11 protein-coding genes and 1 pseudogene are annotated in these 14,453 nt (G+C 72.1%); 5 read left to right on the forward strand and 7 right to left on the reverse strand.

Annotation, left to right across the window (positions count from 1 at the left end):
* Positions 1-37: 37 nt before the first annotated feature.
* Together ACSC1Q_RS37730 and ACSC1Q_RS37735 are read left to right on the forward strand one after the other, a co-directional pair.
* Entirely contained in the window at positions 38-532 is a 495-nt protein-coding gene (locus ACSC1Q_RS37730) for a DUF305 domain-containing protein (RefSeq protein ID WP_436763525.1), read from the forward strand.
* Positions 533-730: 198 nt separating this feature from the next.
* Entirely contained in the window at positions 731-1,801 is a 1,071-nt protein-coding gene (locus ACSC1Q_RS37735) for a translation initiation factor eIF-2B alpha/beta/delta subunit family protein (RefSeq protein WP_436763526.1), read from the forward strand.
* Positions 1,802-2,186: 385 nt separating this feature from the next.
* Here ACSC1Q_RS37735 and ACSC1Q_RS37740 read toward each other — a convergent pair whose 3' ends face one another.
* The 7 genes and pseudogenes from ACSC1Q_RS37740 to ACSC1Q_RS37770 all read right to left on the reverse strand — a co-directional run bounded on the left by ACSC1Q_RS37740 (position 2,187) and on the right by ACSC1Q_RS37770 (position 9,597).
* Entirely contained in the window at positions 2,187-2,897 is a 711-nt protein-coding gene (locus ACSC1Q_RS37740; RefSeq protein ID WP_436763527.1) for a hypothetical protein, read from the reverse strand.
* Between the two features lie 408 nt (positions 2,898-3,305).
* A complete protein-coding gene (locus ACSC1Q_RS37745; RefSeq protein ID WP_350976692.1) occupies positions 3,306-4,250 on the reverse strand; it encodes a sulfite exporter TauE/SafE family protein in 945 nt (314 codons plus the stop codon).
* Between the two features lie 127 nt (positions 4,251-4,377).
* A complete protein-coding gene (locus tag ACSC1Q_RS37750; RefSeq protein ID WP_350976690.1) occupies positions 4,378-4,806 on the reverse strand; it encodes an RrF2 family transcriptional regulator in 429 nt (142 codons plus the stop codon).
* Between the two features lie 137 nt (positions 4,807-4,943).
* Positions 4,944-5,753, reverse strand: a pseudogene (locus ACSC1Q_RS37755) (HAD-IC family P-type ATPase); the annotation flags it as partial.
* Between the two features lie 746 nt (positions 5,754-6,499).
* Positions 6,500-7,339 (reverse strand): alpha/beta hydrolase, encoded by an 840-nt coding sequence (locus tag ACSC1Q_RS37760; RefSeq protein WP_436763528.1) that lies wholly within the window; start codon positions 7,337-7,339, stop codon positions 6,500-6,502.
* A 136-nt stretch (positions 7,340-7,475) separates the two neighbouring features.
* A complete protein-coding gene (locus tag ACSC1Q_RS37765) occupies positions 7,476-8,312 on the reverse strand; it encodes an aldo/keto reductase (RefSeq protein ID WP_436763529.1) in 837 nt (278 codons plus the stop codon).
* A 49-nt stretch (positions 8,313-8,361) separates the two neighbouring features.
* Positions 8,362-9,597 (reverse strand): MFS transporter, encoded by a 1,236-nt coding sequence (locus tag ACSC1Q_RS37770; RefSeq protein WP_436763530.1) that lies wholly within the window; start codon positions 9,595-9,597, stop codon positions 8,362-8,364.
* Positions 9,598-9,691: 94 nt separating this feature from the next.
* Here ACSC1Q_RS37770 and ACSC1Q_RS37775 point away from each other — a divergent pair, with 94 nt between their 5' ends.
* The 3 genes from ACSC1Q_RS37775 (at position 9,692) to ACSC1Q_RS37785 (ending at position 14,263) form a co-directional block, all read left to right on the forward strand.
* The gene (locus tag ACSC1Q_RS37775) at positions 9,692-10,252 is read left to right on the forward strand and encodes a TetR/AcrR family transcriptional regulator (RefSeq protein WP_436763531.1); all 561 of its coding nucleotides are present in this window, start codon (positions 9,692-9,694) and stop codon (positions 10,250-10,252) included.
* A gap of 465 nt (positions 10,253-10,717) precedes the next feature.
* The gene (locus ACSC1Q_RS37780) at positions 10,718-12,067 is read left to right on the forward strand and encodes a cation:proton antiporter (RefSeq protein WP_436763532.1); all 1,350 of its coding nucleotides are present in this window, start codon (positions 10,718-10,720) and stop codon (positions 12,065-12,067) included.
* A 318-nt stretch (positions 12,068-12,385) separates the two neighbouring features.
* Positions 12,386-14,263: a pentapeptide repeat-containing protein gene (locus ACSC1Q_RS37785; RefSeq protein WP_436763533.1), complete on the forward strand. Its 1,878-nt coding sequence runs from the start codon at positions 12,386-12,388 to the stop codon at positions 14,261-14,263.
* The last annotated feature ends 190 nt before the right edge of the window (positions 14,264-14,453 follow it).

A 14,453-nucleotide genomic window follows, 5' to 3' on the forward strand; every position in this document is an offset into this window, starting at 1 on the left:
CTCCGCCATGATGGTCGCCGGGTGCTCGTCAGCGGCCGTGACGACCGTGGCCCCCGTCCAGGCGGTTGGGCTGGCCGGTGATCGGGCGGACGCGGACGTCCGCTTCTCCCAGGAGATGATCCCGCACCATCGCCAGACGATCCAGCTCGCCGACCTGGTGGACGGCCGGAGCCAGGACCCGTACGTGCGCGACCTGGCCGCGAAGATCAAGGATGAGGAGTCCCACGACATCGACCTGATGTCCGGCTGGCTGCAGTCGTGGGATGTCGAGGTACCGGCGGAGAACGACCGGGCCGTGCACGACATGCCGGGCATGCTGTCCGCCACCCAGATCTCCTCCCTGGAGAGACGCTCGGGCGCCGCCTTCGACAAGCTGTGGCTGAGCGTGCTGGGCAAGCACCTCAACAGCGGTGTCCAGATGGCCCAGGTCGTGATCGCGCTGGGCAGGCACAGGCCCACCACCCAGCTGGCGGAGAAGATGGTCACCGCGCAGCGCGCCCAGATCACCGAGATCGGCGAGAAGCTCGCCTGAGCCGTCACACCTGTCGTACCTCAGGGTGGCGGGCCGTCCAGGAGCGGCCCGCCACCCTGAGGTACGAGACCCTCCAAAAGGGGCATAAGCGCGAGGCATCGCCGGGTCGCGGTGCCGGCGGCGACGCCGGACGGCACCCGGTGCGACCGGCAGGCGGCGGCAGGCCGGCCGATCCCCCGCTCCCCCGCTGGAGGTCTCATGAGCACGACCGGCAGGCGCCCCGTCCTCGCGGACTCCGTCCGGATCACCGAGGACGCCGTGGAGATCCTCGACCGCCGCGTCTATCCCTTCGAGCACCGCTGGGTGCGCTGTGTCACCAGCGAGGACGTGGCCGTGGCCATCGAGCGGATGGTGACCCAGAGCACGGGCCCCTCGTTCGCGGCGACCGCCGGGATGACGCTGGCCGCCCGTGAGGCGCGGGGCGAGCCGCCGGGCCTCGCGGCGGCGCGGCTGCGCGGGGCGGGCGACCGGCTGATCGCGACCCGGCCCACGAACAACCACATCCGCGACGCCGTGGAGGCCGTCCTGGCCGCCACGGTGGACGGGCCGCTGCCCGAGGCGCACGGGGACGAGCTGGTGGAGGCCGTGACCCGGGCGGCGGCCGGGCACGACGCGGCCTACCTGGCGAGCAGCGCGGCCATGGGCAGGCACGCGGCGGCGCTGCTCGACGACGGCGCCCGCGTCCTCACCCACTGCTGGGCGGACGCCTACCTGATCGCGACCGTCGAGGCCGCGCAGGAGGCGGGCAAGCGGCTGGAGTTCGTCTGCACCGAGACCCGGCCCTACCTGCAGGGAGCGCGGCTCACCGCGCCGACGCTGGTGGAGATGGGCTACCGGCCCACCCTGATCACCGACGGGATGGTCGCCTCGGTGCTGTCCGACGGGCTCGCCGACGTGGCGCTGACCGCCGCGGACCGGGTGACGATGGACGGGCACGTGGTGAACAAGGTCGGCACGCTCGGGGTGGCGCTCGCCGCCCGCGCCTTCGACGTCCCGTACTACGTGATAATCCCCGCGCCCGATCCGCGCGCGCCGGGCATCGACGACGTCGTCATCGAGCGGCGGGACGGCGACGAGGTCCTGCACGTGCTGGGGACGCGCACCGCGGGCGAGGGCGTGACCGGCCACTACCCCGCCTTCGACGCCACCCCGCCGCACCTGGTGACGAGGATCGTGACCGAGCGCGGCGCCTACCCCGCCGAGCGCGTGTCGGAGCACTTCGCGCCCGCGGAGGGCTCCGGCCCGCCGAACGGCGCCGCCCGCACGTGACGGGCGATGTCGCTCACGCACGCGAACGGCATCACCCGCCTTTGACGGACGCCGCCGCTCACGTCTGACGGACGCCGCCCGGCTTTGACGGGCGATGCCGCTCACACCTGACGGGCGGCACCGCCCGCACGTGACGGACGGCGCCGTTCGCGCCTGACGGGTGGTGCCGCCCGTTTCTACCTGGGCTCCACCTCGGCCCTACCTCAGTCCGAAGGCGCGGACGATCGTCTGCTCGACGGCGTTGCCCCTCTCGTCCTCGGCTCCGGCCCGCAGGCTGACGTACCGGGCGCGGGCCGGGGCGTCCAGCCTGGCCCTCCACCCGTCGCCGGCGCGGGTCAGGCGCTCGGTGCGCCAGGTGGCGCCGTCGTCGTAGGAGACCTGGAGCTCACCCGAGCGGATGGCCGGCCTCGGCCCTCCCGGCAGGTGCGAGGGGAGATGCGAGGGGAGAAGGGTGAGGGCGGCCGAGCGGGAGGCCCTGCCGTCCGCGCCGGTGTCCGCGTCGTGGTCGAGCCGCACCAGCGGCAGCGTGACCGGCCCGGCCGCCGGTGAGCGAGGACCAGAAGCTCGCGGCCCTGTCGCGGTCCTCGGTGACGGCCGCGCCCTTGATGCTGCTGAGGGTACGGACCCTCGTGGCGCCCTCGGGCAGCGACGTGGCGGCGCGGGCGGCCGAGTTGTCCGCGTAGGTGACGATCAGCGGGAGGTGGCCGACGTGGGCGTCGTCGTAGTCGTCGGCCGGCAGGCGGGTGACGTTGAACAGCCGCCTGTCGAGCAGCCCGGCGGAGACGTAGGGCATCGCGCTGTCGGGGTGGACGTAGGTGTCGGTGCCCACGGTGGTGACGTGGGCGCCGACGGGTTCGCCGCCGGGGCCCCGCACCACCGTGGTGCCGGTCCCGGTACCGCCGGAGCGGACCGTGACCTTGTCACCGGTGATCAGGGTGATGGCGCGGGTGACCGCCGTCGTGCCGTGGGCGGGTGTTCCCGCGGCGGGGACGGGGTCGAGCCGGATGGTGTCGAGCCTGGTGGTGGCGTACGTCGGCGGGGTCACCGCGAGTACCGCCAGGGCGACGGCGAGCGGCCGCGATCCGCCGTAGGGCATGAATGCCAGGTGGGTTCCTTGACTCGAACGGTTCGGGGGACGCGGCAGCGGTTTTGTCCTCTGAAAATGAGAAAAACGGACGACCGTATCTACCAAAGGACAATGCGGTGATCCCTGACCGCGTCAACAGAAGTTGCGTTACGCGTTCGAGTCGCAAGTTCGCTTTTTAGGACGAGCGCCACAAAAAGCCGACATATCTCTATAAAGTAGTTAATCGACTACAGATAGCCCCATGACGCCGGGACGCCGCCCACCGACGGAGGGTGTCGCCCGCGAGAACGGCGCGCGACACCCGCGGGACGGGTCCCGCGCCCCGCGAACCCCGCCACACAGCACGAAGGCCCCTCCCGCCTGAGCGGGAGGGGCCTTCGTGCGATGCGGCGAGCCGGAGGGCGCGCCGGGGTTCGGCTAGCTGGCGGTGCCGGCGGTCTCCTGCTCCGCCGCGCGGCGCCTCTCCTCCTCCTCGATCGCCTCGACCGTCTCGTTGTCGCGGTCACGGCGGTACTCGCGGACCGAGTAGGCGATGGCGGCGGCCCAGATGACGGCGATGGTGATGTAGGCGATGGTCTGGACGCCGCTGGAGGCGTCGATCCAGTCGCTGCGCAGCAGGGTCCGGACGTTGGTCAGGATGATGACACCGCCGACCGCGGAGCCCAGGATGCGCGGCGGGATGTGCCGGACCAGCCAGGCGGCGATGGGAGCCGCGATGACGCCGCCGATCAGCAGCACGGCGACCCAGGAGAAGTTGATGTTCTCGGAGCCGATGCCGAAGAAGAAGCCGATGCTGGCGGCGATGGCGACCAGGAACTCGCTGGCGTCGATGGAACCGATCACCTTGCGCGGCGCCAGGCGCCCGCTGGCCAGGATCGCCGGGGTGCCGACCGGGCCCCAGCCGCCGCCGCCGGTGGCGTCGACGAAGCCGGCGACCACGCCGAGGGGCGCGAGGAAGCGCTTGCGCAGCGGCTTGCCCAGGTTGCCGCGCGGGAGGCCGAAGGCCGTGAAGCGGATCAGGACGTAGAGCCCCAGCACGAGCAGGATGATCGACATGACCGGTGCCGCGACCTCGGTGGAGAGGCCGGACAGGAAAGTGGCTCCCGCGAACGCGCCGACGGCGCCGGGGATACCGATCTTGGCGACGACCTTCCAGTCGATGTTGTTGAAGCGCCAGTGGGATATGCCCGAGGCGAGGGTCGTGCCGATCTCGGCGAGGTGGACGGTGGCCGAGGCTGCGGCGGGGTTGGTGCCGATGGCCAGGAGCAGCGTCGTCGAGGTGACACCGTAGGCCATGCCGAGGCTGCCGTCGACGAGCTGTGCCGCGAAGCCGACCAGGCCTAAGAGGATGAGCGCACGCACAACGCCCCCCTTCCTGTTTTTCCTACTCTGTTGATAGGAATTATCGTGATTGAATGCCAACGCGGCGTCAAGTCACGTTTCGAGCAAGGTGTCTCAAGGTATGGGAATCTTCATCCCACCCACCGTTTCAGGCCCTGCGCCGCCTGCCGGCCTCGGCCACCGGCGACAGGAGCGCGGCCAGGCTGACGGTGTCGACGATGGCGGTTATCGAGGTCTCGATGTTCAGCCACACGGTACGCAGCCGCACCGCCTCCCCGAAGTAGGCCACGTCGCCGGTCGGCAGTCCCCGTACCGAGGTCAGCTCGCCGGCGACGGCGCGCAGGACGTCGCCGACCGAGATGTCGACGGGCGGCCGGGTGAGCGTGAAACCGCCCTCGTGGCCCCGCTGGGCGAAGACGAGGTCGGCACGGCGCAGGTCGGTCAGGATGCCGCGCAGGAAACTCGCCGGGATCTCCTGCGCCTGGGCCATCGTCTCCGACTTGACCGGGGCGGGATCGCTCAGCGCGATGACCAGCATCGCCCTTATGGCGTAGTCGCTCCGGGCCGTGATGTGCATCCGAAAGTCCCCCCGACGGTGCGCCTCTGCCGCTGGCCGATGGCCTCATGTGGGCCGATCCCGCTTAAATCTACTATCTCTATAGGTTAACTGTGAATTATTCTCGTGGTCAGGTGTGCCCGCGAGAGCGCCGGGCGTCAGAGGCTCTCGCCCTGAGGGTGGAGGCGGCGCAGCGGCTGGGCGTTGAGGGCGACGACGATGGTGGAGGCCGACATCAGCAGGGCGCCGACGGCGGGGCTGACCGCGACGCCCGCCCAGGCCAGGACCCCGGCCGCGAGCGGAAGCGTGACCAGGTTGTACCCGGCGGCCCAGGACAGGTTCTGGATCATCTTGCGGCAGGAGGCCCGTGACAGCCGGATGACGGCGACGACGGCACGCGGGTCCGAGGGTGCCAGGACGACACCGGCGGACTCGATGGCGACGTCGGTGCCCGCCCCGATGGCGATGCCGACGTCGGCGCGGGCCAGGGCGGGGGCGTCGTTGACACCGTCGCCGACCATCGCCACCGTGAGGCCGCGCTCCTGGAGTCCGGCGACGGTCCGGTCCTTGTCACCGGGCAGCACCTCGGCGAACACCTCGTCGATGCCGAGCTCGGCCGCGACGGTGTCGGCCACGGGCCTGGCGTCCCCGGTGACCATGACGATCGTCGCGCCCCCCTCGGCACGAAGCCCCTCGACGGCGGCGCGGGCCTCGGGGCGGATCTCGTCCCGCATCGCGAAGGCGGCGACGGCAGGTGGCGGTTCGCGGGTGAGTTCCATCAGGTGCAGCACGGCCGCGCCGCTCCCGGCCCACCCCTCCGTCGCCTCGCGGAGAGGTACGGGGACGTCCGCGCCGAGCTCGCGGAGCAGCGCGGGACCGCCGGCCGCGTACGGCACGCCGTCCACGACGGCCCGCACGCCGCGTCCGGCCAGGGACTCGAAGTCCACGGCCGGGGCGCGTCGTCCTCGCCGAGGCGTTCGGCCTGGTCGGGCGGGAGCGAGGCCAGCGCGGACAGGGCGCCCCTGGCCTGGCCGATGGCCCTGGTCTCCTGCCAGTGCCCCAGCAGCATGACGGTGACCAGGGTGGCCAGCTCCCACCAGAAGTCCAGGTCGAACCAGCCGAAGGTGGTCGCCATCGAGGCCGCGCAGGCCACGACGATGGCCATGGAGATGAGCAGCATCATGCCCGGCGCCCTGGCCCGGATCTCACCGATCGCGCCGGTCAGGAACGGCCCGCCGCCGTAGAGGAACGCGGCCGTGCCGAGCACCGGCCCGGCCGCCCACAGGCCGGGCAGGTCGACGGTGTGGCCGAACCACCCCTGCACCTTCGGGCTCGTGACCACGAGGGGGACCGACAGGGCCAGGCTGACCCAGAACCGGCGGCGGAAGACCTCCGGGTCGTGCCCCTCGCGTCCCTCGTGCCCGCCGTGTTCGCGGGGGGCACGGGCGGATCCCGGTGACGTGGGAGGGTGGCCGTGCCGTTGCCCGTCGGCATTCACGATGCCGCCTCCTCGGCCCGCTTCACGGTTCCGTACCCTACCCCCGCACGGTGTCGTCTCCCCGGCCCGCGTGTCGCCTCCCGCGCCGCGTGTCGCGTGTCGTGCGGCCCCGCCACGAAGGGCCGTCGATCACGGGAGCGCCGGACGGACGAGGGCCGGGCGTGTCCCGTCTCCCCGCTCGCGTATGTGCTCCCGCCTGCTACGGAGGGCCGTCGATCACAGGAAGCGCCGGACGAAGGTCAGGGCCGTGTCGGCGACCTCGCGCCAGCCACCGTCGATGGTGAGGGAGTGCCCTCGGCCGGGGATCTCGACGATCTCGGTGACCGCCGTCTCGTTGCGCCTCTGCTTCTTGTAGGAGGCGTTGGCGATCGCCCAGGGGACGGTGTTGTCCTTCTCCCCGGAAATGATCAGCAGCGGGCCGCGCTCGGGACTCCTGCTGTTGACCTTGGTCTCGCTCCAGGGGTTGAAGTTCGCGGTGGCGGCCTGGAAGAGCGGGGCACCGGGGGCCGCGACGGAGAAGGTCTCGTACAGTTCCTTGGCCTCCTCCTCGGTGACGGCGTTGGCGAAGGCGTAGCGGAACTGCTCGTAGGTGAGCGGGACGGCGCGGTGGATGTTGGCCGGGTTGCCCAGCACGGGCGCGGAGGCGCGCAGGGAGGAGACGGGCAGCGGCAGCACGCCGCGGAAGGGGGCGGGGTCGATCGCGACGGAGGCGCCCGACAGGCCCCGGCCCGCCAGGATCTGGGTGAGCAGGCCGCCGAAGGAATGCCCGACGACGGCGGGCCTGCGCTCCAGCCCGCCGATCAGCTCGGCCAGGTGGTCGGCGATCTGGCCCACGGTCTTGTGGGCGAAGACCTCGGGATGGGCCTTGGCCTCGGCCACGGTGTCGGGGTCGTCCGGCCAGCCGAGCGTCACCGGCGCGTAGCCCGCCTCGGCGAAGACGGCGGCCCACCGGTCCCAGCTGCTGGGCAGCAGCCACAACCCGTGGACGAAGACGACCGGGGTCCGGCCGGAGGAGTTGGCCTGCTCGATCTGCTGGACGTCATGTGATACGGACATGCGTGGGGCTCCTTCTGTGATGGTCGCGCGGCACGTCGGCCTCGGCGGTGACGACGAGTCGTGACGACGGGTGCGGGGAGGGCGGGCCGGTGGGCCGCTCACAGGAGGCCGTCGAGGCCGGAGCGGTCCGCCGGGGTCAGTGGCCGGTGGAGTCGGAGTCGGTCGCGGCGGCCTCGCCCCGGTCGAGGGCGGACAGCTCCGAGACCTCCTCGGGAGTGAGGGCGAAGTCGAAGATCTCGGCGTTGGACCTCATCCGCCCGGGGCTGGACGACTTCGGCACGGTGATCAGGCCGAGCTCGATGTGCCAGCGCAGCACGATCTGGGCGGGGGTCCTGCCGTGCCGCTCGGCGGCGGCCGTGACGACCGGCTGTTCCAGCAGGTCGCCGCCCTGCCCGAGGGGCCCCCAGGACTGGGTGGCGATCCCGTGGGCGGTGCCGTAGGCGCGGGGCTCGTCACGGGTGAAGAACGGGTTGAGCTGGATCTGGTTCACGTCGGGCACCACGCCGGTCTCGGCCAGGAGCCGGTCGATGTGGGCCGGCTTGAAGTTCGACACGCCGATCGCCCGCACGCGGCCGTCCTCCAGCAGCTTGACCATGCCCTTCCACGCCTCGACGTAGCGGTCCTTGCGCGGCAGCGGCCAGTGGATCAGGTAGAGGTCGGCGTAGTCGAGTCCGAGCCGGTCCAGGCTGGCCTGGTACGCCTCCTGCGCGGCGTCGTACCCGTGCCACTCGCCGTTCAGCTTGGTGGTGACGAACAGCTCCTCCCTCGGCACGCCGCTCGCCCGCAACCCGCGCCCCACCCCGGTCTCGTTCCGGTACGCGTAGGCGGTGTCCACCAGCCGGTAGCCCAGCTCGACGGCCTCGGCGACCGCGACCTCCGCCTCCTCGTCCGACATGGGCCAGGTGCCCAGGCCGACCTGCGGGATGTCCGCGCCGTTTACTAGCTTCAAGGTGGGAATGTCCAGAACAGTCATGACCGACAGCCTTCCACGCCGGGTTGGCCAGGCCACCGCCGGGGAGCGGTCACGCCGTGGGCGCCACCTCGGCGGCACGCTCACGGACGAGGTACGTCCCGGCCAGGGCGACCAGGGCCAGGAGGACGAGGACGGTCCCGTAGTACGTGGTGAGCTCTGCGAGAGGCAGTTGGCCCGCGACGATCCCGGCGGCGGTGGCGGGGATGCTCATCGCGACGTAGCTGACGATGTAGAAGGCGGCCATCAGCCCGGCCCGCTCGTGCGGGGCGGCGGCCGGCAGCAGGGTGCGCGCGGCGCCCTGGAATCCCGCGCCGAAGCCCAGCCCGGCGACGACCGTACCGGCGAAGAACAGCGCTCCCGAGCCCGCGTTGACACCGAGCAGGGTCACGATCACCCCGAGGGCCAGGAGCACCGAGGCCACCCGCATCGCGCGCGGGGCGGGGAACGACCGCAGGGCGAGGATCGCGACGGTGCCGCTGATGGTCAGCGCGAAGACCAGCAGCCCGCCCACCACGATCGACCCCGAGCCGGTGACCTCGCGGGCCAGGGACGGCCCCAGGGACAGGTAGAACCCGCCGAGCGCCCACCCGGCCACGGTGATCGGGGTGACCAGCAGCAGGACCCGGCGGGCCCCGGCGGGCACGCTGACGTGCGGGCGCAGCGAGGCCAGCGCGCCCGCCCTGCGGCTGACGGACTCGGGCAGCAGGAGGATCGCGACGCCCTGCAGCACGAACGCGACGATCAGGACGACGAACACCGTCCGCGTCGGCGCGGGCAGGTACTGCACGAGCAGGCTCGATCCCAGGCTGCCCGCCGCCAGGCCCAGGGCGGGCGTCGCGCTGTTGATCAGCGGGCCGCGCGTCCGGTCGGCGTCCAGCAGGCCCGCTCCCAGCGCCCCGGTCGCGGCCCCGGTGGCGAAGCCCTGCACGACGCGCGCGACCACCAGGGCGGGCACCCCGTCGGCGAAGGCGAAGATCACCATCGCGACCGTCTCCAGCGCCACCGCCCCGAGGATCACCGGACGGCGCCCGATGTGGTCCGACAGGGAGCCCACGGTGAGCAGGGCCACCAGCAGGCTCACGGCGTAGACGGCGTAGACGGCGGTCAGGACGCTGGAGGAGAAGCCCCAATGGCCCTGGTACACGGCGTACAGCGGGGTGGGCGCGCTGGCCGCGGCCATGAAGGTGGTCAGGGTCGTCGCCAGGAGCACCACGGCCGCGCCGGCCCCCAGGCGGGTCCGGTGGGCGGGCGACGTCGAGGTCACGGAGGACGTCACAGAGGACATGGAGGGACTCCAGAAGCTTTAAAGCAAAAGATTTGCGTTAGCAACGTACACACCTCGGACCACTGAAGCAAATATTTTGCGTTAAGCTCGGCCCATGGGTACGAAGCAGGCGGTACGCACCGGGGGACGGAGCGCGCGGGTGCAGCAGGCCGTCCACGAGGCGGTACGGGCCCTCCTGGCCGAGCGCGACCGCGCCGACCTGACCGTGCCGCTCGTCGCCGCCCGCGCGGGCGTGACCCCCTCGACCGTCTACCGCAGGTGGGGTGACCTGCAGGAACTTCTGGCCGACGTCGCCCTTGAGCACATGCGGCCCGACGGCCCCCCGGCCGACCTCGGCAGCCTGCGCGACGACCTCGCGGCGTGGGCCGAGGAGTGGCTGGAGGAGACGTCCTCCCCCACCGGCCGCGCGTTCATCCGCGACGTGGTCGCCGGCGACGACGGCGGCAGGAGCACCGGGCAGTGCTGCGCGTACACCAGCGGCCGCATCCAGGCCGTCCTCACCCGCTCCGCCGGACGCGGCGAGGACGTGCCCACGCTGGACGCGGTGCTGGACCACGTGCTCGCGCCGATGACGTACCGGGTCCTCTTCATGAGCGACTCCCTCGCACCCGGATACGGCCGCGCCCTGGTCGACGCCCTGCTGGACGCCCGTTAGCGGCTGAGCAGGGGGGGCCGGGCTCGTTCGCGGTGCCGCGACGTTCACGCGGGAGGCGAAGCGTCCCCTCCTCCATGCGGGGCCTCCTCCATGCGGTGCAAGAGGCCCCCGAGCGGTGGGACAAGAGGCGGACCCTCCCGCGTGCGGGAACAAGAAGCGGACCCCGCGTGGCGGGCCGAGAAGGGGACCCTCTCGCGTGGCGGGATAAGTGGCGGGATGGGAGATGTCAATTCGCCACCGTGGTGATTCCGCGTCGCCCAACCCTCTCACCTCGGCGGATTCCCGCGCGTGAAACACGGTTGTCCGTGTGATGTCTCCCACAAAACAAGTGGCCCTCGTGTCAACGCACATTTGGGGTAACTCTTCAAGGATTGATTGCCGATCTTCGTTTTGTCAGGCTCTGCGTCGTACCGTCCTGACTGGGGAGACAGGGTGGTGCCTTGTGAGAGACCGGAGGGGTCTGTCGTGCATGTCTCGCTCGCGGCGCCGGTGGCGCCGATCGCCGCGCACCAACTACTGATCTTCTTGCTCCAGGTGGGGCTGCTCCTGCTGCTCGCCCTCGTCTTCGGCCGCCTGGCCAGGCGGCTCGGCATGCCCGCCGTCGTCGGCGAGCTCTTCGTCGGCGTGCTCCTGGGCCCGTCGTTCCTCGCGCACGTCGCGCCGGGCCTGTCCACCTGGCTGTTCCCGCAGGACAGCGCCCAGTTCCACCTGCTCGACGCGGTCGGGCAGATCGGCGTGCTGCTGCTCGTCGGCATCACCGGGATCCACATGGACATGGGGCTGATCCGGCGCAGGGGCGCCACGGCCGCCGGTGTCAGCGCCGGCGGGCTGCTGGTGCCGCTCGCGTTCGGCGTCGGCGCCGGTTTCCTGCTCCCGGCCACCCTCGTTCCCGCCGGAACGGAGACGCTGGTCTTCGCGCTCTTCCTCGGCGTCGCGATGTGCGTCAGCGCCATCCCGGTCATCGCCAAGACCCTCATGGACATGGGGCTGCTCCACCGCAACGTCGGGCAGCTCACGCTGGCCGCGGGCATGATCGACGACGCGTTCGGCTGGTTCATGCTGTCGATCGTGTCGGCCATGGCCACCACCGGCCTGCGTGCCGGGAACGTGCTGGTCTCGTTCGCCTGCCTGATGGCGGTCGTGGTCTTCGCGCTCACCGTGGGCCGCCCGCTGGTGCGGCACGCGTTCCGGCTCACCTCCCGGAACGAGGAGGACCCCGGCCCGCCCGTCGCGACCGCGGCCGTGCTGCTCGTACTCGCCGCCGCCGCCACGCACGCGATGGGGCTGGAGGCCGTCTTCGGCGCCTTCGTGTGCGGCATCCTGATCGGCTCCGCGGGGGGCATCGACCCGGCGCGGCTCGCCCCGCTGCGCACGGTGGTGCTCTCCGGCTTCGCGCCGATCTTCTTCGCCACCGCCGGTCTGCGCATGGACCTGACGTCACTGGCCGACCCCATGGTCCTGCTCGCCGGGCTCGCCATCCTGGCCGTGGCCATCATCGGCAAGTTCGTCGGAGCGTACGCGGGAGCGCGCGCCAGCAAGCTCAACAAGTGGGAGGCCCTCGCCCTGGGCGCGGGGCTCAACGCGCGGGGCGTGATCGAGGTGGTCGTGGCCATGGTGGGCCTGCGGCTGGGCATCCTCAGCGTCGAGGTCTACACGATCATCGTGCTGGTGGCGATCGTGACCTCGCTCATGGCTCCGCCGATCCTGCGCTGGTCCATGGCCAGGGTGGAGCAGACCGCGGAGGAGGAGCTGCGCGGGAACGAGCAGCTCGCCTGGGCGAAGCAGTCCCGGACGAACGACTCGGAACCGCTGTAGCGGCGCCCCGGTGCCGCCGTACCGCGATTCACGGTACGGCGAATCGCGGTACCGCGAATCGCACGGAGGGATGCGCGGAAGGCGGTTCACGGTACGGCGGGAGAGAAGGCGCGGCGGGACAGAAGGCAGGGCGGAAGGCGGTTCGCAAGCGGGCCGCAACCGGGCCCTCCTATAAAGGGGCGCGTTCCCGTATGGTCCATCGGGCGGGCCCCTCCCCTCGGGGTGTCACCCGCACCGGCCTGTCCACGAACTCCCGCCCGGCACCGCTCTCCCCCGTCGGCCGGATCCGCGCGCCTCGGGGGAGACGGTGAGAGAGACATGTCCAGCCTTACCCGCCTGCTCGCCGGGGCCGTGATCCTGCCGGCCGCCCTGCTACCGGCCCCCGCGGCGTCTGCCCACACCGTCCAGGACACCCGAACCGTCCAGGACACCCGGACCGTCCAGGACACCCGGAGCACGCGGGACAACCGGGCAGCCGTCCAGGACAGCCGGGCAGCGCGGGACAGCCGGGCGGCGGAAGGCGCCAAGGCCGGGTGCAGGCCCGGCAGCGGTCCCAAGCTGGCCGGCAGGGACCTCACCCGGGTCACGCTGCCCGCCGACCTGTCCTGCGCCGACCTGCGAAGGGCCAAGCTGGACGGCGTGCTCGTACGCAGCCTCCTCACCGGGGCCGACCTGCGGGGCGCCTCACTCAAGGGCACCCGCCTCGGGAACGCCGAGATGGCCGGGGCCAGGCTGCGCGGTGCCGACCTGAGCGAGGCGGAGCTGTACTACGCGAACCTGCGCGGTGCCGACCTGCGCGACGCGACCATGGACGACTCGATCCCCTACAACGCGCACTTCGAGGGGGCCGACCTGAGCGGGGCCACGATGGTGCGCGCCAAGACGTACTCGGCCCAGTTCGACGACGCGAAGCTGGTCGGCGTCGACCTGACCGACGCCGAGGCCTACGGCACGGACATGCGCCGGGCCGACCTCACCGGCCTCAAGGCGTCCAAGGCGCGCATGTACAACTCCACGATGATCAAGACTGTGTTCCGGGACGCCGACCTGCGGGGCGCGCAGCTGCGCGGGTCGGTGCTGGACGGCGCGACCTTCCGGGGCGCCGACCTCGGCGGGGCCGAGCTGGGCGACGTCACGGGCGCGCGGCTCGCGGGCAGCAAGGGCGTGCCCAGGGACCTGCCTGCCGCCGACCCGGCGTGCGAGCCGGGCAGCGGGCAGAAGTACGCGGGCTGGGACCTGACCTCGGTCGCCGAGTTCCCCCGCGACCTGAGCTGCGCCGACCTGACCGGCGCCAAGCTGGACGGGGTCAATCTGGGCCTCGTCAAGCTCGACCGGGCGATCCTGCGTGACGTCTCGGCCGTCGGGGCCACGATCCGCTACCTCAAGGGCGCCGACCTGCGCGGCGCGCGCCTCGACCGCGCCAAGCTCGGCAGCGTCGAGCTGATGGGGGCCGACCTGACGGGGGCGCGCCTGGCGAGGGCACAACTCGGCAGCGCCAAGCTGGCCGGGGCGAACCTGTCGAAGGCGGACCTGTCGGGGGCGGAGTTCGGCAGCGCCGACCTGACGGAGGCGAAGCTGGGCGGTGCCGACCTGCGCGACGCGGAGTTCGGCAGCGCCAGGGCCGACCTGGCCGACTTCACCGGCGCCAGGATGGAGCGGGCCGACCTGAGCAGCGGCAAGTTCCAGGGAGCGGTCTTCCGCGGGGCGACGCTGACCGACGCCGACCTGAGTTTCGCCGAGTTGCGGGGCGCCACCTTCGTGGACGCCGAGGTCACCGGCATGGAGACCGACTTCGCCAAGGACGCCGACCTGTCGGGGTCGTCCAGCCGGCCGGCGATCGGCTGGGTGATCTTCTTCTCGCTGGCGGGCCTGGTCGCGCTCTGGGTACTGGTCACGGTGGTCGTGCGCGGGCGGCGGCGCGGGAAGGCCGCCAAGCTGGAGGCGGCCGGGCGGACGGCCCGCCTGGAGAAGCTCAGGCGGGCGCAGGAGGAGAACGTGACGCGGCTGGGCGAGGAGATCGACCGCCTCGCCGACGAGGAGGGCGCCGGGGGCGACGTCAACTGGCACCGGGCCCTGGACGCCTATGACGCGGCCAAGAAGGCGCTGGCCGACGCCCGCGACATCGACGACGTCAAGGCCGTCGACATCATCGTGGCGCGGGGGCGCGAGGCCCTGAGGGGACGCAGAACGAGGTAGGAACCCGCGCCCCGGCGCCCGGGGTCGTGAAGGACCGGAAGGTCGGTCGTGAAGGACCGGCGGGCCGAAGGACACCGGGATGACCGGCGCCCCGGACGCGACACGAGGAACGCGACGCCGTGAAGCAGACGGTCGGCGACCCGGATACGACCGGGAGCGACACGAGGAGCACGACACCGTGGAGCAGACG

Origin of the sequence: Streptosporangium heterodermiicola, assembly GCF_051390675.1 — a bacterium.
Taxonomy (GTDB): domain Bacteria; phylum Actinomycetota; class Actinomycetes; order Streptosporangiales; family Streptosporangiaceae; genus Streptosporangium.